The organism is Falsiroseomonas tokyonensis (genome assembly GCF_019024325.1).
GTDB classification, from domain to species: domain Bacteria; phylum Pseudomonadota; class Alphaproteobacteria; order Acetobacterales; family Acetobacteraceae; genus Falsiroseomonas; species Falsiroseomonas tokyonensis.
Genome location: NZ_JAFNJS010000006.1, coordinates 251,155 through 270,401, shown reverse-complemented (window position 1 = coordinate 270,401; position 19,247 = coordinate 251,155). Strand labels below are relative to the sequence as shown.

Annotated in this window: 20 protein-coding genes; 12 read left to right on the top strand and 8 right to left on the bottom strand. The window is 69.4% G+C overall.

The genetic code is table 11. The features are described from left to right. From recO to J3S20_RS20770, 3 genes are read left to right on the top strand one after another with little or no spacing between them, the layout of a single operon-like run. Positions 1-744 carry a DNA repair protein RecO gene (recO, locus tag J3S20_RS20780; protein WP_216838574.1) on the top strand — a complete coding sequence of 248 codons (744 nt, stop codon included), beginning with the start codon at positions 1-3 and terminating at the stop codon, positions 742-744. Between the two features lie 32 nt (positions 745-776). Continuing rightward, positions 777-3,017 (top strand): DNA topoisomerase IV subunit A, encoded by a 2,241-nt coding sequence (gene parC, locus J3S20_RS20775; protein ID WP_216838446.1) that lies wholly within the window; start codon positions 777-779, stop codon positions 3,015-3,017. Positions 3,018-3,076: 59 nt separating this feature from the next. Further along, on the top strand, positions 3,077-4,234 hold the full coding sequence (locus J3S20_RS20770; protein WP_216838445.1) for an alpha/beta hydrolase: 1,158 nt from the start codon (positions 3,077-3,079) through the stop codon (positions 4,232-4,234). On the opposite strand, the gene J3S20_RS20765 is transcribed toward J3S20_RS20770, so the two are convergent. From J3S20_RS20765 to J3S20_RS20750, 4 genes are all read right to left on the bottom strand, one after another. After that, positions 4,224-5,000 (bottom strand): arginyltransferase, encoded by a 777-nt coding sequence (locus tag J3S20_RS20765; protein ID WP_216838444.1) that lies wholly within the window; start codon positions 4,998-5,000, stop codon positions 4,224-4,226. The genes J3S20_RS20770 and J3S20_RS20765 overlap by 11 nt on opposite strands. A 38-nt stretch (positions 5,001-5,038) precedes the next feature. Further along, positions 5,039-5,533, bottom strand: coding sequence for an RDD family protein (locus tag J3S20_RS20760; RefSeq protein WP_216838443.1), 495 nt, complete (start codon positions 5,531-5,533; stop codon positions 5,039-5,041). 19 nt (positions 5,534-5,552) lie between these two features. After that, positions 5,553-7,895 carry a penicillin acylase family protein gene (locus J3S20_RS20755; protein WP_216838442.1) on the bottom strand — a complete coding sequence of 781 codons (2,343 nt, stop codon included), beginning with the start codon at positions 7,893-7,895 and terminating at the stop codon, positions 5,553-5,555. A gap of 583 nt (positions 7,896-8,478) precedes the next feature. Beyond that, positions 8,479-8,820 carry a hypothetical protein gene (locus J3S20_RS20750; RefSeq protein ID WP_216838441.1) on the bottom strand — a complete coding sequence of 114 codons (342 nt, stop codon included), beginning with the start codon at positions 8,818-8,820 and terminating at the stop codon, positions 8,479-8,481. Positions 8,821-8,862: 42 nt separating this feature from the next. On the opposite strand from J3S20_RS20750, the gene J3S20_RS20745 reads away from it, so the two are divergent. The 3 genes from J3S20_RS20745 to J3S20_RS20735 all read left to right on the top strand — a co-directional run bounded on the left by J3S20_RS20745 (position 8,863) and on the right by J3S20_RS20735 (position 10,184). Next, a complete protein-coding gene (locus tag J3S20_RS20745; RefSeq protein ID WP_216838440.1) occupies positions 8,863-9,243 on the top strand; it encodes a hypothetical protein in 381 nt (126 codons plus the stop codon). Between the two features lie 28 nt (positions 9,244-9,271). Beyond that, entirely contained in the window at positions 9,272-9,658 is a 387-nt protein-coding gene (locus J3S20_RS20740; RefSeq protein ID WP_216838439.1) for a hypothetical protein, read from the top strand. A 115-nt stretch (positions 9,659-9,773) separates the two neighbouring features. Beyond that, complete coding sequence (locus tag J3S20_RS20735; protein ID WP_216838438.1) at positions 9,774-10,184, top strand: hypothetical protein; 411 nt, start codon at positions 9,774-9,776, stop codon at positions 10,182-10,184. A gap of 122 nt (positions 10,185-10,306) precedes the next feature. On the opposite strand, the gene J3S20_RS20730 is transcribed toward J3S20_RS20735, so the two are convergent. Then, the gene (locus J3S20_RS20730) at positions 10,307-11,818 is read right to left on the bottom strand and encodes an aldehyde dehydrogenase family protein (protein WP_216838437.1); all 1,512 of its coding nucleotides are present in this window, start codon (positions 11,816-11,818) and stop codon (positions 10,307-10,309) included. 147 nt (positions 11,819-11,965) lie between these two features. Here J3S20_RS20730 and J3S20_RS20725 point away from each other — a divergent pair, with 147 nt between their 5' ends. Then, entirely contained in the window at positions 11,966-13,174 is a 1,209-nt protein-coding gene (locus tag J3S20_RS20725) for a CaiB/BaiF CoA transferase family protein (RefSeq protein ID WP_216838436.1), read from the top strand. Between the two features lies 1 nt (position 13,175). Next, entirely contained in the window at positions 13,176-14,021 is an 846-nt protein-coding gene (locus J3S20_RS20720) for an alpha/beta fold hydrolase (protein ID WP_216838435.1), read from the top strand. A gap of 9 nt (positions 14,022-14,030) precedes the next feature. On the opposite strand, the gene J3S20_RS20715 is transcribed toward J3S20_RS20720, so the two are convergent. From J3S20_RS20715 to J3S20_RS20705, 3 genes are read right to left on the bottom strand one after another with little or no spacing between them, the layout of a single operon-like run. Then, complete coding sequence (locus J3S20_RS20715; protein ID WP_216838434.1) at positions 14,031-14,309, bottom strand: hypothetical protein; 279 nt, start codon at positions 14,307-14,309, stop codon at positions 14,031-14,033. Beyond that, positions 14,306-15,310: a porphobilinogen synthase gene (gene hemB, locus J3S20_RS20710; RefSeq protein WP_216838433.1), complete on the bottom strand. Its 1,005-nt coding sequence runs from the start codon at positions 15,308-15,310 to the stop codon at positions 14,306-14,308. The genes J3S20_RS20715 and hemB overlap by 4 nt, the downstream gene beginning before the upstream one ends. Beyond that, complete coding sequence (locus J3S20_RS20705) at positions 15,307-16,599, bottom strand: O-acetylhomoserine aminocarboxypropyltransferase/cysteine synthase family protein (RefSeq protein WP_216838432.1); 1,293 nt, start codon at positions 16,597-16,599, stop codon at positions 15,307-15,309. Before J3S20_RS20705 ends, hemB begins: the two co-directional genes overlap by 4 nt. Before the next feature lie 221 nt (positions 16,600-16,820). Here J3S20_RS20705 and rpiB point away from each other — a divergent pair, with 221 nt between their 5' ends. The 4 genes from rpiB to nrdR are packed head-to-tail and all read left to right on the top strand — an operon-like array spanning position 16,821 to position 19,246. Continuing rightward, positions 16,821-17,294 carry a ribose 5-phosphate isomerase B gene (rpiB, locus tag J3S20_RS20700; RefSeq protein ID WP_216838431.1) on the top strand — a complete coding sequence of 158 codons (474 nt, stop codon included), beginning with the start codon at positions 16,821-16,823 and terminating at the stop codon, positions 17,292-17,294. Then, positions 17,291-18,592, top strand: coding sequence for a serine hydroxymethyltransferase (gene glyA, locus J3S20_RS20695; protein ID WP_216838430.1), 1,302 nt, complete (start codon positions 17,291-17,293; stop codon positions 18,590-18,592). Before rpiB ends, glyA begins: the two co-directional genes overlap by 4 nt. Before the next feature lie 27 nt (positions 18,593-18,619). Then, positions 18,620-18,781 carry a hypothetical protein gene (locus J3S20_RS20690; protein WP_216838429.1) on the top strand — a complete coding sequence of 54 codons (162 nt, stop codon included), beginning with the start codon at positions 18,620-18,622 and terminating at the stop codon, positions 18,779-18,781. A 12-nt stretch (positions 18,782-18,793) separates the two neighbouring features. Then, the gene (gene nrdR / locus J3S20_RS20685; RefSeq protein WP_216838428.1) at positions 18,794-19,246 is read left to right on the top strand and encodes a transcriptional regulator NrdR; all 453 of its coding nucleotides are present in this window, start codon (positions 18,794-18,796) and stop codon (positions 19,244-19,246) included. The last annotated feature ends 1 nt before the right edge of the window (position 19,247 follow it).

The window sequence follows — 19,247 nt, the reverse complement described above, 5'->3', positions numbered from 1 at the left end:
ATCGAATGGACCGCCCCCGCCATCATCCTCGACATCCGCCCGCACGGCGAGGGCGGGGTGATCGCGACCCTGCTGACGGAGGAACACGGCCGTCATGCCGGCCTGGCCAAGGGCGGCGCCTCCCGCGCCCAATCCGCGCTGTGGCAGCCGGGCAATCTGGTGGAGGCGCGCTGGGTGGCGCGCCTGCCGGAACAGCTGGGCGCGCTGAGCGCGGAGCTGGTGCACCCGGCCGCGGCGCTGGCCATGGAGGACCCGTTGGCGCTGGCCGCGCTGCGCTCCGCCTGCGCCGTGGCGGAAGGCGCCCTGCCGGAGCGGGAGGCGCATCCCCGCATCTTCCACGGTCTGGTCGCCTTCATCGCGACCCTCGCCCGCGGCACGGAGCTCGCTTTGCCCGACCTGGTGCGGTGGGAGGCCGACCTGCTGGCCGATCTCGGCTACGGCCTGGATTTCTCCGCCTGCGCCGTCACCGGCGGGCATGACGACCTGAATTTCGTCTCCCCCCGCTCCGGCCGCGCGGTCTCCGAAGCGGCTGCCGGGGAATGGCGCGACCGGCTGCTCCCGCTGCCGGCCTTCCTGCTGGGGCAGGGCCCCTCCGGCCCGCTGGATTGGGCGGCCGGGCTGCGGCTGACCGGGCACTTCCTGGCGCGGGACGTCTTCGGCGTGCACAATCGTGGCCTGCCGGCGGCGCGGGAGATGCTGACGGATCGCGTCGCGGTGCTGGCAACGGCCGCCCCCAGCAGCTAAACCCGCCCTGAACAAAGCACGAATTCCAGATCATGCCGGATGACATCAAGGCCCCCCCTGAGGGCGGCAATATGCGGGAAACCGGGCTGGCCGATGCGCTGTCCGAGCGCTACCTGGCCTATGCCCTGTCCACCATCGTCAGCCGGTCCCTGCCGGATGTGCGGGACGGGCTGAAGCCGGTGCATCGGCGGCTGCTCTACGCCATGCACCAGCTGAAGCTGGACCCCGCCGCCGGCTTCAAGAAATGCGCCCGCATCGTCGGCGACGTGATGGGCAAGTACCATCCGCATGGCGACAGCAGCATCTACGAAGCCCTGGTCCGCCAGGCGCAGGACTTCGCCGCCCGCTACCCGCTGGTCGAGGGCCAGGGCAATTTCGGCAATATCGACGGCGATAACGCCGCGGCCATGCGCTACACCGAGGCCCGCCTGACCGAGGTCGCCCAGGCGCTGCTCGAGGGCATCGAGGAGAACGCGGTCGATTTCCGCGCCACCTATGATGGCGAGGAAAAGGAACCGCTGGTCCTGCCGGCGGCCTTCCCGAACCTGCTGGCCAATGGCGCGGCCGGCATCGCGGTGGGCATGGCCACCTCCATCCCGCCGCACAATGCGGGGGAGCTGTGTGACGCCGCCCTGGTGCTGATCGACAACCCGCAGGCCGGCATCGATGACCTGCTGGCCCATGTGAAGGGCCCGGATTTCCCGACCGGCGGGCTGCTGGTCGAATCCCCCGAGTCGATGCGGGAGGCCTATGCCACCGGCCGCGGCGGCTTCCGGCTGCGCGCGCAATGGACGGTCGAGCCGCTGAAGAACGGCACCTGGCAGGTCGTGGTCCATGAGATCCCCTACCAGGTCCAGAAATCCCGCCTGATCGAGCAGATCGCCGCGCTGATGGAGGAGAAGAAGCTCCCCCTCCTCGGCGATGTCCGCGACGAATCCACCGATGTCGTGCGGCTGGTGCTGGAGCCGAAGTCGCGCGCCGTCGATGCGAAGATGCTGATGGAGACGCTGTTCCGCCACACCCAGCTGGAAACCCGCTTCCCGCTGAACATGAACGTGCTGGATGCCGACCGCACCCCCCGCGTGATGGGGCTGCGGGAGGTGCTGCGCTGCTGGCTGGACCATCGCCATGTGGTGCTGGTGCGCCGGTCGGAGCATCGCCTGGCGGCCATCGCCCGGCGGCTGGAGATCCTCGACGGCTACCTGATCGTCTACCTCAACCTGGACGAGGTGATCCGCATCGTGCGGGAGGAGGACAAGCCGAAGGAGGCGCTGATGGCCACCTTCAGCCTGACCGAGACCCAGGCGAACGCCATCCTCGACATGCGGCTGCGCGCGCTGCGCAAGCTGGAGGAGATGGAGATCCGGCGGGAGCATACGAAGCTCAGCAAGGAGCAGGCGAAGCTCAAGGGCCTGCTCTCCAGCGAAGGCAAGCGCTGGGCCGCGATCGCGGAGGAGATCCGGGAAACCCGGAAACGCTTCGGCCAGGAGACGCCCCTCGGCAAGCGCCGCACCATTCCCGGCAGCATCGAGCCCGGCGCCGTGGTGGACGAGACCGCCTTCATCGAGCGTGAGCCCATCACCGTCATCCTCTCGGAGAAGGGCTGGATCCGGGCGCAGAAGGGCCATCTCGGCGCCGATGCGGAGTTGCGCTTCAAGGAAGGCGACAGCCTGAAATACGCCCTGCACGCCGAAACCACGGACCGCATCGTGGTGCTGGCGACCAATGGCAAGGCCTATACGGTGAAGGCCGATGCCATTCCGCGCGGCCGCGGCGACGGCCAGCCGGTGCGGCTGCTGCTGGACCTGTCCAATGGCGACGACGTGGTCACGCTCTTCGTCCACAAGGAAGGCCGCCGCTTCCTGGTCGCGGCGACGGACGGCAAGGGTTTCGTGGTGAAGGGGGAGGAACTGCTGGCCGAGAAGCGCACCGGCAAGCAGGTGCTGGTGGTGGATGCGGCGGTGGAGGCGTTGCTCTGCGTGCCGGCGGAGGGCGACAGCGTGGCCACCATCGGCAGCAACAACCGCCTGCTGGTCTTCCCCCTGTCCCAGGTGCCGGAGATGACGCGCGGCCGCGGCGTGCAGCTGATGCAGCTGAAGGACGGCGCCACGCTGAACGACGCCAAGGTGTTCAGCGCGAAGGAAGGCCTGGCCTGGCGCTATGGCGGCGGGGTGAAGGTGGAGACGGACCTGCGCACCTGGGCCGGCCAGCGCGCCGGCGCCGGCAAGATGCCGCCCGATCGCTTCCCGAAGTCGCGCAAGTTCGGGGCTTGATTCCGAACTCGACATGAAACGAGCGACCATGCTGTCCTGCCTCGGAAGGGGAGCACAGCATGGCAAAGAAGCCGAAGACGCCCGCAAAGAGCGGCTCGACCATCATTCATTTTGCGACCAATCGCGCCCGGATGGATGCAGCCTTCTGCATGGACGCAGACAAGACCGCGCCTGCGCGGCTCTGGCTCGGCCGAGTCGAGGTGGAACTGCTCGGCAAGCCGGAGGAGACGGAGGCGAAGCGCGACGTGTTGCGTCCGCCGGATATCGCCGGCCAGGATGATTTCAAGGATCCGGCGGGCGGCGATTGCGCCCAGCTGCTGCAATCCTGGCTGGCCGAAGCCGCGGCCCAGGGCGCGGTGCCGCTGCTGTTCATCCACGGCTTCTCCAACAGCTTCGACTCTGCGGTGACCCGCGCTGCGCAGCTGCAGGAGTTCTACGGCGCCGCCGGGGTCGCGTTGGCGCCCCTCGTCTTCTCCTGGCCGTCGGACGGCAAGGTGATCGCTGCCAATGCCAGCGGCCTGATCTCCGGCGCAAAGGAGCAATACTGGCGCGACCAGCAGGACGCCGCCGCGGCGGGGCCGGCGCTGGCCCGGCTACTGGCGCAGATCCGCAATGCCCGCTCGCGCGCTCCCGGCAAGCCGCAGCGCCTCGTCCTGCTGGCGCATTCCATGGGCAACCACGCCTTGGCCTATGGGCTGCTCTCGCTTGCCAATGGCCTGATGACGCGGGAGATGCGCGGCCTGTTCGGTGATGCAGTGATGGCTTCCGCCGATGTCGATTCCGGCGCCTTCGGCAACGGCATGTCGCTGCGGATCCTTGCCGATCTGGCGGATCGGGTGACGGTCGCGATCAGCCGCGACAGCACGTTGAGCCTGCTCAGTCGCATCGCCAATGAGGGAAGCCGGCGGCTCGGCCATTTTGGCGCGGAAGATCTGGCCGTGCTCCCGCCCAATCTGGAGGTGGTGGACTACTTCGAGGGTCTGTCCTGGAGCGCTCGGCAGGACATCCTGCCGGATGGGGGATCCGACTACGATTCGGTCCAGCACCAATGGTACCGCAATGACCCCAATGCGCGCGTCGACCTGGCAGCGGTCTTGTCCGGCGCAAAACCGCCAACGCGCAAAAGCCTGGCGCCCGCGGACCAAGTGGTCTGGACCTTCGAGGGCCGGATCCGGCGTCACGCCTATCTGCCGCAGCCGACCGGAATCAGCCCGTGACGGTCAGCTTCTCTTCCGGCGCCAGGGCCTCGGAATGGTCCTGGTGCTCCGCCAGCACGCGCCAGACGCCGCCCGAAAGGGTCTCGCTGGGGCGGAAGCGGGATTTGTAGGACATCTTGGCGCTCTGCGGCACCCAGTAGCCCAGGTAGACGTAAGGCAGGCCCAGCGCCCGGGCGCGGGCGACCAGCCAGAGGATGGTATAGGTGCCCAGGCTGCGCTTCGCGGCCTCGGCGTCATAGAAGGAATAGACGGCGGAGAGACCGTCGGAGAGCCAGTCCGTCAGGCAGGCCCCCACCAGCCTGCCGCCCGCCTCGCGGAATTCCACGATGCCGGTGGTGATCGGCGTGTCCTCGACCATGGCGCGGTAGTCGTAGAAGCCCATCGCGGCCATGTCGCCATCGCCGTGGCGGGCACCCTGGTAGCGCTGGAACAAGGCGAATTGCTCGGCGCTGGCGCGCGCGGGCAGTTCCGCCGTCACCAGGTCCGCATTCTGCCGGAAGATCCTGCGCTGGGTGCGATCCGGCTGGAATTCGCCGGCCACGATGCGGATCGGGATGCAGGCGCGGCAGCCCGGGCAGACCGGCGAATAGGCAATATTGTGGCTGCGGCGGAAGCCGGCGCGGGACAGCCGGTCATGCAGCGTCTCCGCCTCCGCGCCTGCGAGCTCGGTGACGATCTTCCGCTCCGTCCGCCCGGCCAGGTAGGGGCAGGGCAGGGGCGCGGTGGTGTAGAAGAACTGGGGGCGACGTGCGGGGCGGTGCAGCATGTGATTGGGCCATAGTCTCCGCGTAAGCCAGCCGCAAATCAACCATCCTCGGCGGCAAGGCCCCGTGTCGATGACGGCTTGGTCGATGCGCGCCGGGCCAGCGTCGCGCTGCGCAGCACCAGCGTGCCGGAGAAGAGGTCGTGCAGCGTCCGCCGCCGATGCGAGAACAGCGGCGCCAGCAGCGGCACGCCGCCCGCGGCGATCGACAGGGCATAAAGGGTGGTGGAGGTGAAGGCCTGGCCGAGCGTCGGCGCGCTGCCATCCAACTCCGACCGCACCGCGAGGCCCATTAGCGCCTGGCCGGGCGTGGCCGAGAGCGGGGAGGCGATGGACAGCGTGCCATAGAGGATGGGCAGCAGCAGCGCCCAGGGCAGCAGCAGCAGCCCGCCGACCAGGCCGATGGTCATCATGGCGAGCAGCGCGGCCCCGCCCCAGACCAGCCAGGACAGCACCAACAGCAGCAGCGCATCCACCGCCCAGGCGGCCAGGCGCCGCCGCAGCACGCCGTCGAATTCATCAGGGGTGACCTGCACGGCACCTCTCCGCATCACATCAACGGGTTAATCGGATGGACCCCGACTCGTTTCCGGCCTGACGGCCCAGGCGCACAACGTCGCCATTCGTCCATCGTTCCAGAAGGCTGGCGAAATTATCGGACATGGGGTGGCCGGACTGGCCGGTGGCGATGATGGCCAGGATGCCGTCCGGCTCGGCCAGGTCCGCCACCATGCGCAGCCCGGCGCCGTGCTGATGCGCGAAAGGATTGGGGCCGCTGCCGCGCATGCCGCCGCGGGACAGGGTCTCGTTGTCGCCGCCGGTGCCGGCCTGCAGGCGGGTCATCTGGTTCAGGCCGGGGATGAAGCGCAGCAGCGGATGCTCGAAGCTGGCGATGTGCGCAGCGCCCCAGCGCCAGGCGGCCGGGTCGCTGCCCTGGGCCGATTCGAGCGTCGCGACGGCCTCGCCCAGCGCGCGAGCCAGCAGCGGCGTGCAGCCTTCCGCCCCGCACCAGGCGGCGCCGCGGGCGGGGTCCAGCAGCAGGCGCTCGGTGAATTCCGGGCCGGCCGGGGTGCCCTCGGGGGCGCCGCCGGCCTCCAGCGCCAGCTGCCGGAAACGGGCGAGCCAGGCGTGGTAGATCAGCGGCTGCGGCGCATCGGCGCGCATCTCGCCGTTCCAGCCCGCCAGCAGCGCATGGGCCCGCGCGGCGAGGCCCGCCGGCGGCGGCACCGCGCGCAGCACCGGCAGCAGCGCCTGGGCGAGCAGGGAGGTGACGTCGTTCTGCATGGCGGCGAAGCCGGCCGCGTCATGCGTCGGGCGCGCGGCCAGCAATTCACGGATCCGGCGCAGGCGCCAGTCGCCATACCAGTCGCGGCCGAGAAACACCGGGTGGTCGGCCGGCGCCGGGCGGGAATTGGCATTGGCGATCTGCCCGCTCTCGGGGTCCTCGACATGCGCCATGGCGTCGAAGGGCACGAAGCCGGTCCAGTCCATGCTGCCGTCCCAGCCGCGCGCCGGCAGGGTGCCATCGCCGCCGGCGCGGACCGGCGTGCGGCCGACCAGGTATTGCGCGATGCGCCCGGCCGCATCCGCCACCATCAGGTTCTGCGGCGGGCTGCTGAACAGCGCGGCCGCGGCCCGGGCCTCGGCGACGGAGGTGGCGCGGTTCAGCGCGAGCAGGGAACTGGCGGCGGTATCGGCCGGCTGGAGGTTGGCCATGGCGACGGCCAGCACATGCCCTTCCGCCGCCGCCAGCCCATCGAGGTCCGAGACCACCGGCCCGTGCCTGGTCTCCCGCACCCGCAAAATCTCGGGCTCCGACTGGCCGCGCACCGCGATGCGCTCCTCCCGCAGCGTGAAGGGCCGCGGACCTTCCGGCGTCAGGTAGGCATCCGGCCCTGCCAGCCGCTCGACAAAGACGTCCTGCGTATCCGAATGGGTGGTGGTGAAGCCCCAGGCGAGGGACTGGTTGCGGCCGATGACGATGGCCGGCACGCCGGGCGCCGTGGCGCCGGCCCGGAAGCTGCCATCCGGAAAATCGATGCGCGCCAGATACCAGAGGATCGGCGCGTTGAAGCCGAGATGCGGGTCGTTCGCCAGCAGCGGCGCGCCGCTGGCGCTGCGCCGCGCGGCCACCACCCAGGCATTGGAGGCCGAGGCGGGCAGCGGCGCATCCTCGCCGAAGACCGGGATCGCCTGCAGCACGCGCGCCAGGTGGGCGGGGCTCGGCAGGGCGGCGGCGAGGTCCGGCCGGCCGGGGCTGCCATCGCGCGGCCAGAGGTCCTCCACCTTCTCCGGCGGCAGGGCCGCGACCAGCGCCGCCCGCTCCAGCTCCCGCCGCCAATTGCCGGAGAGCCATAGGCCCATCACCTTGCCCCAGAGCAGGGAATGTTCGGGCCGCCAGGGCTCCGGCTCCCCGATCGCCAGGAATTCCGGCGCGGCCAGGCGGCCGCGGGCGGCGATCAGCGCATTCACCCCCTCCGCATAGGCCTCCAGCATGTCCCGCGTGCCGGGATCGAGCGCGGCGAGGTCGGCCTCCGCCCGCGGCAGCAGGCCCAGGGTGCGGGACATGCGGTCGAGGCGGAGCGCGGAGGGGCCGGCGAGCTCCGCCAGCCGCCCGGCGGCGCTGCGGCGCATCGCCTCCATCTGGAACATGCGGTCCCGGGCATGCAGGTAGCCCAGCGCCACGGCCGCATCGCGCTCCGTCTCCGCGCGGATGCGGGGGATGCCCTGGGCATCGAGGGTGATGGCGACCGGGGCGGAGAGGCTGGGGATCGCCAGCTCCTCCCGCGCATCGGGCAGGCTGGTGAAGACCACCGCCGCGGCGAAGGCGGTGGCGAGGCCGGCCAGCAGCAGGACCAGCAGGAGGAGACGCCCGGCGAGGCGGAGGAGGAAGCGCATGCGCGCCAGATGGACCGTATGGGCGGGGAAGGGAAGGTCGCGGCGGCACGCGGTGCGAGGGGCGCGATGCAGTCGTGGGTTCCAGAAGCTGTTTCCTATGGCGGCGATCGGCAGTTCCCGCTTCAGCATCGGTCTTTGCTGATTGTATCCTCTGAACGAAGCGCCCAGGGGTCGTCCCGAGTGCCACGACCGTGCCGCCTGCCCATTCGGGGCTGCGCTCGTGCTGGGGACCGCCATCCTCGCCCCCCGGCGCGGTCAGCAGGCTTAGCGGTGCAAGCGCGCGTTTTGTGACGGATACAGGAGCGAGATGGATGGGGCGGCAAATGGGGCTGCGGCGCAGGGTCTGGATCGCGGGGGGGTTGCTGCTACTGGCAGGCGCCGGCCGTGGAATGGCGCAACCCAGCGATCGTCCCATTGTCATCTGCGTCGACCATCGCGGCGGATATATCGGCAGCCTCAACATCGCTGCGTTCCAACGGGCCGGGCTGCCCGTCATCACGCTCAGCACTCGGACGCAGTTCCTGCTGGGCCAGCAGGAATGCGTTACGGCGCCGATCGGTGCCACTGGCGTGCGTGTATCGGCCTATTCCGACACAGGCTTCAGCGTCGTCCATGCCTGCCACATCACCATCTTTCCGGTGGCGCCCACCACGGTGACGATGCGGGGAACGTCCTTCCACCCCTTCTGCACTCGCTGAGCGCGGCGCGCCCGCTGGCAGGACCGCGCAGCCACCGGAAGGCGCTTGTCTCCGCGTAACGGCGATGATCTTAATGCATTAACCGAAATACCGGGACAGACGAAATCGCGCGCAGTTTCAAGAATGATCATCGTCAGCGGCACATTTTGCATTTTTTGGAGAAGCGAGAGCTTCTTGGTTTTTGTATCTGCCCCGGTTTCTGTCTGCGTCTCGTCCTTCGCGCCCAAGATCCTCCTGCGGCGCGGGCTTTCCGCAAAAGGGGAGTTTCCATGATCCGGCTGCGCCACGCCTCCCTCGCGCTTCCCGCCCTGGCCCTGCTGCTGGCCGCATCGCCGCCGGCGGAAGCGCAGGAGCATCGCATCTGCGTCGAGAATCGCGGCGGCTTCGTCATCAGCACGCAGATCCGGGGCATGGTGCCGGTGGGTGGCACCCAGCGTACCGAAGAGCGCGTACTCGGGCTGCAGGCGGGCATTCCGGTGGCGCAGGGCCTCTGCGTCACTGCGCCGTCCGGCACCACCATGGTCGAGATCCTGGTCCGCGTCTTCAACGGGTCCGACTTCCTGGAAGCCTGCCGGATCCGGGTGCAGCCGGTGCGGGCCATCACCGTCACCGCGCGCGGGACCACCCTGCAGTTTTCCTGCACCCAATAGGGTGCCCGACCAGCCAAGGAGATGCCGCATGCCACATCGCCCTGATCGGGTCGCCCCGGCCCTGTGCCTGCTGCTGCCCGCCCTGCTCGTTGCCCCGCCGGCCCTGGCGCAGCAGGTCAATTCGACGCCCGCCCGGATCTGCGTTCAGCAGAATGGCGCCTATGTCGCCCGCATGATGGTCACGGCGCGCTACTACATCGAGGGTGGCGGACTGCACACCCAGGTCATCCTCACCGACGAGTCTGTGCCGGTGGGGCAGCAGCGCTGCGGCACCGCGCCGGCCGGCAGCTGGGAGGTCCAGGTCTCGCTCTCGGTGGTGGGCGGGCGGGACGCCTGCCAATTGCGCATCCGGCCGGTGGTGCCGACCACCATCACCATGCGCGGCACCTCGCTGCAGGCGCATTGCACCAGCTGACCTGCCCCGCCGGCGCCCGGCCGAAATTGCGTCGCCACTTCCCCACGAAGAACAGCATAGCCGCAAGGTCCGAACCACCATGTCGCCTCGACACACGACGCCCAGGACGAGCCTCGTGACGCAGGGGGCGGATGCGACGCCAGACGGCGCATCCGCTTGGCGCAGCGCTGGCCGCATCGCCGCGCTGGCCGCCCTGCTCGCCGCCAGCGGCCCGGCTCTGGCGCAGCCCAGCGATCGCCCGATCGAAATCTGCGTCGATCACCGCGGCGGCTATGTCGGCAGCATCGACATCGATGCCTTCCAGCGCGCGGGGCTGCCCGTCATCAAGCTGAGCACGCGCACCAACTTCCTGCTGGGGCAGCGGCAGTGCGTCACGGCGCCGGCGGGCGTGCTCGGCGTCCGCGTCTCAGCCTATTCCGACACGGGCTTCAGCGTCGCCCATGCCTGCCCCATCTCGCTCTTCCCGGTAACGCCCGCCACCATCACGATGCGGGGCACGTCCTTCCATCCCTACTGTACACGCTAAAGCACTATCGGTTCACACTGAACCAGTGTGAACCGATTTCGTGCTTTAGAAACAATAGCTTCTACAGCACGAGATCTGTCCATTCGGACAGATCGTGCTGTAGCCCGGCAGGCGGCGCAGCCTCAGCCCATATTCACCATGATGGTCTTCTTGTGGGTGAAGTGCTCCAGCATGGATTCCAGCGAAGCTTCCTTGCCGAGGCCCGAGGACTTCACGCCGCCGTAGGACAGGTTCGCCTGCACCACCAGGTTCTGGTTGATCTGCACCAGCCCGGCCTCCAGCCGATGCGCCAGGTCCAGGCCGATCTTCAGGTTGTTGGTCCAGAGGCTGGCCGCCAGGCCGTATTCGCTGTCATTCGCCTCCGCCAGCACGGCCTCCGCATCGTCGAAGGGCTGGATGACGGTGACCGGGCCGAAGATTTCCTCCCGCACCAGGCGGGAGCTGCCATCGAGGCCGGTGAAGATGACGGGCTGCACGAAGAGGCCCTTCTTCAGCGCCGGATCGGTCGGCATGGTGGAGCAGACATGGGCGGTGGCGCCGGGCGTCTTTTTGCCCTCCTCGATGAAGGCCTTCACCTTCTCCAGCTGGCCCTGGCTGACGATAGTGCCGATGTCCGTCTTCTCGTCCAGCGGGTCGCCCATGACCATCTTGTCCACCGCCTGCTTCATCTCCGCCACGAAGCGGTCGAAGATCGGGCGCTCGACATAGATGCGGCTGGCGGCGGTGCAGCTCTGCCCCTGGCGGGTGAAGCGCATGGAGGTGAGCGCGCCGGCGACGGTCTTTTCGAAGTTGCAATCGGCGAAGACGATCATCGGCGACTTGCCGCCGAGCTCCAGCGTGACCGGGATCAGCTTCTCGGCGGCCGCGCGGGCGACGATCTTGCCGGTCTCCACCGAACCCGTGAAGGTCACCTTCTTCACCAGCGGATGGGCGACCAGCGGCGCGCCGCATTCCGGGCCCATGCCGGAGACCATGTTGAAGACGCCGGGCGGCAGGATGCGGTTCATGATCTCGCAGATCCGCAGCACGGCGAGCGGCGCCTCCTCGGCCGACTTCACCACCACCGCATTGCCGGCGACGAGGGCGGGCGCGACCTTCAGCGCCATCAGCAGCATCGGCACGTTCCAGGGGATGATGGCGCCGACCACGCCCAGCGGCTCCCGCACCGTCACGGACAGCACATCGGGGGCGAAGGGCACGCTCTCACCCTTCAGCTCGCCGCCGAGGCCGCCGAAGAATTCGAAGACATCGGCCACCACATTGGCCTCGACGCGGGATTCTGTGCGCAGCGCCTTGCCGGTTTCCAGCGCGATCAGCAGGCCGAGCTCATCGACATGGGCGCGGATGGCGGCGGCGCAGGCATGCACCAGGGCGCCGCGCTTGCGGGCGGGCACCTTGGCCCAGGCCTTCTGGGCGCGGGCCGCATCCTGCACCGCGGCATCGACATCCGCCGCATCGCCTTCCGCGGCCTCCGCCACCTGCGCGCCGGTCGCCGGGTTCACCACGGGGAAGGTCTTGCCGGAGCGGGCCGGAACGTAGCGCCCGCCGATCAGATGCACGCCGGACAGCGCGCGCGCCAGGGCGAAGGGGTCGGTGGTCGGCGCCTCGGGCGTCTTGTGGGGCAGGTCGAGCATGGGTTTCCTCCCGCGGGAACACGGCACTATAAGCGGCCGCCACATTCATGGCGCCTGATGGCCGCAAGATGCGGTGCCGGGCGCCGGGCGGCAATGCCCCGGGGAAAGCCCCGCACGGCCACAGATTGGGAAGGGACTGGATTGACCATGGAGAAGGCGCCGAGCGGACCGTTGCGCGGCCTCAGGGTCCTGGACCTCACGCGCGTCCTGGCGGGCCCCACCTGCACGCAGATGCTGGGCGACCTGGGCGCCGAGGTCATCAAGATCGAGAAGCCGGGCTCCGGCGACGATACCCGCGGCTTCGCCCCGCCGGTCTGGCCGGAGACGCAGGAAAGCGCCTATTTCCTTGGGGTCAACCGCAACAAGAAGTCGCTGACGCTGGATATCGCCAAGCCGGAGGGCCAGGCGATCGTCCTGCAGCTGCTGGATGGCTGCGACATCCTGGTGGAGAACTTCAAGGTCGGCGCCCTGGCCAAGTACGGCTTGGGCTTCGAGCAGCTGAGCCAGAAGTTTCCGGGCCTGATCTACTGCTCCATCACCGGCTTCGGCCAGACCGGGCCCTATGCGCCGCGGCCGGGCTATGACTCGCTGATCCAGGCCATGGGCGGTGTCATGTCCCTGACCGGGGAGCCCGATGGGCTGCCGCAGAAGGTGGGCGTGCCGGTGGCGGACCTGTTCGCCGGCCTCTATGGCTGCATCGGCATCCTGGCGGCCCTGCGGCATCGGGAGCGGACGGGGCAGGGCCAGCAGGTGGATATCGGCATGCTGGACACCAGCGTGGCCTGGCTGGCGAACCAGGGGATGAACTTCCTGGCCACCAAGGAAAACCCGCCGCGGCTGGGCAACCAGCACCCGAATATCGTGCCCTACCAGGTGTTTCCGACCAAGGACGGGCATATCGTGCTCTCCGTCGGCAACGACCCGACCTTCGCGCGCTTCTGCGAGGTGACGGGCCAGCAGGCGCTGCTGAAGGACGAGCGCTTCGCGACCAATGCCGCGCGCGTCGCCAACCGCCAGTTCGTCACGGACACGCTGACTCCGGTGATGCAGCAGCGCAGCACGGACGAATGGGTGGCGGCGCTTGAGACGGCCAAGATCGGCTGTGGCCCGATCAATACGCTGGAGAAGGTGTTCGCGGACCCGCATGTGCAGGCGCGCAAGGTGGTGGTGGAAATGCCGCATGCCTCCGGCGCCACGGTGGAGGTCATCGCCAATCCGGTGCGGCTCTCCTCCACCCCGGCCGATTACCGCGTGCCGCCGCCGCAGCTCGGCGAACATTCCGAGGAAGTGCTCTCCGGCCTGCTCGGCCTGAGCGAGGCCGAGATCGCGGCGCTGCGCGACAAGGGCGTCGTCTGAGATGCGCCGTGGAAGGCTGCGCTACCTGCTGGGGGCCGCCTTCCACCAGATGGCCTGGACGGAATGGGGGCCGCCGGAGGGCTCGCCTGTCATCTGCGTCCATGGCCTGACCCGCAACGGGCGGGATTTCGACGTGCTGGCGCAGGCGCTGGCCGGGCAGGGCCGACGGGTCTTCTGCCCGGACCTGCCGGGGCGCGGCGCCTCGGACTGGCTGCCTGATCCGCGGGCCTATGCGCCGCCCAGCTATGTGATGGCGCTGGCGCATCTGCTGGCGCGGCTGGAGGGGCCGGTGGACTGGGTGGGCACCTCGCTGGGGGGCATCTGCGGCATGCTGCTGGCCGCCGCCCAAGGCACGCCGATCCGCCGCCTGGTGCTGAACGATGTCGGCAGCCAGGTGCCCGCGGCCGCGCTGCAGCGGATCACCGCCTATCTGGCCGAGGCGCCGGGGCCGTCCGACCTGGCGGGCATCGAGGCCTATCTCCGCAGGGTCCACGCCCCCTTCGGCCCGCTGACCGACGCGCAATGGCGCCACATGGCGGAGACCAGCACGCGCGCCTTGCCCGATGGGCGGCTCGCTTTGCATCATGACCCCGCCATCGCCCTGCCGCTGGCAGAGGCGGAAAAGGGGGCGCCATCGGGGCCGATCGACCTGCGCCCGATCTGGCAGGCGGTGCGCCAGCCGGTGCTGATCCTGCGCGGCGCGGAAAGCGATGTGCTGGAGGAAGCGACCGCCGCCGCCATGGCGCAGCGGCCGGGGGTGGAGCTGGCGACGCTGCCGGGCATCGGCCATGCGCCCGCGCTGATGGCGCCGGACCAAGTGGCGCGGATCCTGGCCTTCCTGGGCTGAGGCCTCGGCTCAGCCCTGCCTTGGCCGCATCGCCCGCTGGATATGCCGCGGCGGACGCGCCGATTCCAGCCGCAGGAAGCCCAGCCGCAGCGCCAGGGACTGGAAGGTGGACAGCGCCCCGGGCGGCGGGGCGGGCAGGGCCGGCAGGGGGGCGGTGCCGGGGCGGGCGCCCCGCACCCGGTGCAGGCGCCACCAGGCCACCGCCTTCTCCGCCCCCGACGCATGCCGAAAGGCGAGCAGCGCCTCCACCTCGGCCCGCTGGGCCCTGATCGCCGCCAGCTCGTTCACCCCGCGCGCAACCTCCGTGCGGCCTCCACCGCGAAATAGCTCAGCACGCCATCCGCCCCGGCGCGCTTGAAGCCGAGCAGGCTCTCCATCATCGCCCGCTCATGGTCCAGCCAGCCATTGCGGACGGCGGCCATGATCATCGCGTATTCGCCGCTCACCTGGTAGGCGAAGGTGGGCACGGCGAAGCGGTCCTTCACGCGGCGGACGATATCCAGATAGGGCATGCCCGGCTTGACCATGACCATATCCGCACCCTCGGCCAGGTCCAGCGCCACTTCGCGCAGCGCCTCGTCGGTATTGGCGGGGTCCATCTGGTAGGTCTTCTTGTCGCCCCCCTGCAGCGAGGCGCCGGAGCCCACCGCCTCCCGGAACGGGCCATAGAAGGCGGAGGCATACTTCGCGGCATAGGACATGATGCGGGTATGGATCAGGCCCTTCGCATCCAGCGCGGCGCGGATGGCGCCGATGCGGCCATCCATCATGTCGGACGGCGCGATGATGTCGATTCCCGCCTCCGCCTGGATCACCGCCTGGACGGCCAGGATCTCCACCGTTTCGTCATTGGCGACGTACATTCCGCCGGGGCCAACTCGTAAAACGCCGTCATGGCCGTGGTCGGTATAGGGGTCGAGCGCCACGTCGCCGACCAGGCCGAGGTCCGGGAATTCCTTCTTCAGCAGCCGCGCCGCGCTGCACATCAGGTTTTCGGGGTTCTTGGCCTCGGTCCCCTCGCCATCCTTCTTCTCCGGGTTGGTTGCCGGGAAGATGGCGAGCGCGGGAATGCCGAGCTCGGCGGCCGGCGCCACATGGGCGGCCAGCCGGTCCAGCGTCACCCGCTTCACGCCGGGCATGGAGGACACCTCGGTCTCGATGCCCTTTCCCTCGATCAGGAAGATCGGCCAGATCAGGTCATCCACCGAAAGCTTGTTCTCCGCCACCATGCGCCGGGTGAAGGCATCCACCCGGTTGCGGCGGGGGCGGATCGCGGGGTAGCCGGTCATGCCGCGGCGGCCGCCAGGGCCTGGTCGAGATCGGCGATGATGTCGTCGATATGCTCGATGCCGATGGACAGCCGCACATAGCCGGGGGTGACGCCGGAGGCCGCCTGTTCCTCCACCGAGAGCTGGCTATGGGTGGTGGTGGCCGGGTGGATCGCCAGGCTGCGGGCATCCCCGATATTGGCCACGTGGTAGAACATCTTCAGCGCCTCGATGAATTTGCGGCCCGCCTCGGCGCCGGCCTTCAGCTCGAAGCCCATTAGCGAGCCATAGCCGCCCTTCAGCGCGGCATCGGCCCGGCGCTTGGATTCGCCCGTCTGCAGGCTGGGGTGGATCACCTTGGCCACCGCCGGGTGCTGCGCCAGGTGGGCGGCCACCTTGATGGCATTGGCGCAATGCCGCTCCATCCGCAGCGGCAGCGTCTCCAGCCCCTGCAGGGTCAAGAAGGCGTTCATCGGGGCCATGGGCGCGCCGAGGTCGCGCAGCAGGATCACCCGCATGCGGATGATATAGGCGATCGGCCCCAGCGGCTTCACCGCCTGGGTCCAGACCGCGCCGTGATAGCTCGGGTCCGGCTTGTTCAGTGTCGGGAAGCGCGCGGCGTTGCCCTCCCAGTCGAAATTGCCGCCATCCACCACCATGCCGCCGATGCTGGTGCCATGCCCGCCGATCCACTTGGTGGTGGAGTGCATGACGATGGCCGCGCCCAGCGCCAGCGGCTTGCACAGCACCGGCGCCGCTGTGTTGTCCATGATCAGCGGCACGCCCAGCTTGCGGCCGAGTGCCGCCACTTCCGCAATCGGGAAGACCTGCAGCTTCGGGTTCGGCAGCGTCTCCGCATACCAGCAGCGGGTGCGGTCGTCCGTCGCATTGACGAAGGCCTGCGGGTCCGCCGGATCCACGAAGCGGACCTCGATGCCGAAGGATTTCAGTGTATTGGCAAACAGGTTCCAGGTGCCGCCGTAGAGGTCGGTGGAGGAGACGATATTGTCCCCCGCCTCGCACAGGTTCAGCACGCAGAAGGTGGTCGCCGCCTGGCCGGAGCCCAGCGCCAGCCCCGCCACCCCGCCTTCCAGCGCCGCCACGCGCTTTTCCAGCACGTCCACGGTGGGGTTCATGATGCGGGTGTAGATGTTCCCCATCTCGGCCAGGCCGAACAGGCGCTGGGCATGGCCGGTATCCTGGAACTGGAAGCTGGTGGTCTGGTGGATCGGCACCGCTACGGAGCCGGTGGTGGGGTCCGCCCGCCAGCCGGCATGCAGCGCGATGGTTTCCGGATTTTCCGAGGCCATGTTCCGTATCTCCTGTCCCGGCGCATCCGTTCCACGTCCCGGGGGGCGGAGGCAAGGCAGAGGCATTGCATGCACGTTTCGCCCGTGGCGCAGCGCATGTTTCTCCCGTTACGCGGGCAGGCGGCAGGCCTCTGCCATGCGGCGCGGCCGGGGCGGCATTGCGGCGCAAGATATGGCGGCAGTGGTTCCGGGCGGCCACCGGAAGTGGTAACAGGCTCGGCATGACACCCGCTTTGTCCCCTGCCCAGACGCCCATCGCCCTCGGTTCGGACCATGCCGGCATCGGCCTGAAGGCGACGCTGCGCGCGGCGCTGGAAGCCGCCGGCCATCCGGTGCTGGATTTCGGCACGCATGGGCCGGAAAGCGTGGACTATCCGGATTTCGCCACGGCCGTGGCCGGCGCGGTGCTGGAAGGGACGGCCCGCTTCGGCGTGCTGGTCTGCGGCACCGGCATCGGGATTTCCATCGCCGCCAACCGCCATGCCGGCATCCGCTGCGCCCTGGTGCATGACGCGACCGGCGCCCGCCTGACCCGGCAGCACAACGATGCCAATGTGCTGGCCCTCGGCGCCCGCATGATCGGCGCGGAAGTGGCACTGGATGCCCTGAACGTCTTCCTGACCACGCCATATGAAGGCGGCCGGCATGACCGCCGCGTCCTGAAGCTCAGCCCCGGATGGAGCCCATCCCCATGAACGAGACCACCCCGGCGATGACGCCCGCCCGCTTCTTCTCCGCCGGCGTGGCCGAGACGGACCCTGAGATCGCCGCCACCCTGCAGGGCGAGCTGATCCGCCAGCAGGACGGCATCGAGCTGATCGCCTCGGAGAACATCGTCTCCAAGGCGGTGCTGGAGACGCAGGGCTCGGTGCTGACCAACAAATACGCCGAGGGCTATCCCGGCCGCCGCTACTATGGCGGCTGCGAGGTGGTCGATGTGGCGGAGACGCTGGCGATCGAGCGTGCCAAGAAGCTGTTCGACTGCGGCTTCGCGAACGTCCAGCCGCATAGCGGCGCGCAGGCCAACCAGGCGGTGTTCTTCGCCCTGATGCAGCCCGGCGATACCTTCATGGGCCTGGATCTCGCCGCTGGCGGCCACCTCACGCACGGCGCGCCGGCCAACCAGTCGGGCAAGTGGTTCAAGGTGGCGCCCTACACGGTGCGCCGCGAGGACCAGCGCATCGACATGGATGAGGTGGCCCGCATCGCGCGGGAGACCCGGCCCAAGGTCATCATCGGCGGCGGCTCCGCCTATGCCCGCACCTGGGATTTCGCCCGCTTCCGCGAGATCGCGGATGAGGTCGGCGCGATCTTCATGGTGGACATGGCGCATTTCGCGGGGCTGGTGGCGGGCGGCGCGCATCCTTCGCCTTTCCCGCATGCCCATGTGGTGACCACCACCACCCACAAGACGCTCCGCGGCCCGCGCGGCGGCATGATCCTCACCAACGACGAGGCGCTGGCCAAGAAGTTCAACAGCGCGGTCTTCCCGGGCCTGCAGGGCGGCCCCTTGATGCATGTGATCGCCGCCAAGGCGGTCGCCTTCGGAGAGGCGCTGCGCCCGGAATTCCGCGCCTATGCCAAGCAGGTGGTGGCCAATGCCAAGGCGCTGGCGGCGGAGCTGAAGGGGCAGGGGCTCGACCTCGTCACCGATGGCACCGACAACCACCTGGTGCTGGTCGACCTCCGCCCGAAGAAGCTGACCGGCAAGGCGGCGGAGGGCGCGCTGAATCGCGCCCACCTGACCTGCAACAAGAACGGCATCCCCTTCGACCCCGAGAAGCCGATGGTCACCTCCGGCGTCCGCCTCGGCAGCCCGGCCGCCACCAGCCGCGGCTTCGGGGAGGCCGAGTTCAAGCTGGTCGGCCAGATGATCGGCGAAGTGCTGGACGGCCTGGCCCAGGCCAATAGCCCCGAGGCGAACGAGGCGGTCGAGACCGCCGTGAAGGCCCGCGTCCTCGACCTCTGCCGCCGCTTCCCGATCTACGGCTGAGCAGGCGGATGGCGCATCTCCTTGAGGGTGGCCTTCACCCGCCTGCCGGAAGCGCCACCCGAAAAGGCGGCCCGCGCACTTCCGCGGGCCGAGCGGCCGAATGGCCGCCGCGCCCAGACCGCCCGCATGGCCCGGCACGCCAGTGCACGGCGCGAAGCCAAGCCGGCGGAGCCGGCGCCCGGCGTCTGAGGGCATAGATTTATGCGCTGCCCCTTCTGCGGCCACGAGGACACCCAGGTGAAGGACAGCCGTCCGGCCGAGGACGGCGCCTCGATCCGCCGCCGCCGGTCCTGCCCCGCCTGCGGCAATCGCTTCACCACCTTCGAGCGGGTCCAGCTGCGCGAGTTGCTGGTCATCAAGACCGATGGCCGCCGGGTGCCCTTCGACCGCGACAAGCTCGCCCGCTCCGTCCGCGTCGCGCTCCGCAAGCGCCCCTTCGACGAGGAGCGGATCGAGCGCATCGTCAACGGCATCCAGCGCCGGCTGGAGGTCGAGGCCGATAGCGAAGTGCCCTCCCGCCGCATCGGCGAGGTGGTGATGGAAACCCTGCGGGATGTGGACGAGGTGGCCTATGTCCGCTTCGCCAGCGTCTACCGCAATTTCCGCGAGGCGAAGGATTTCCGCGCCTTCCTCGGGAATATCGAAGGCTCCTGAT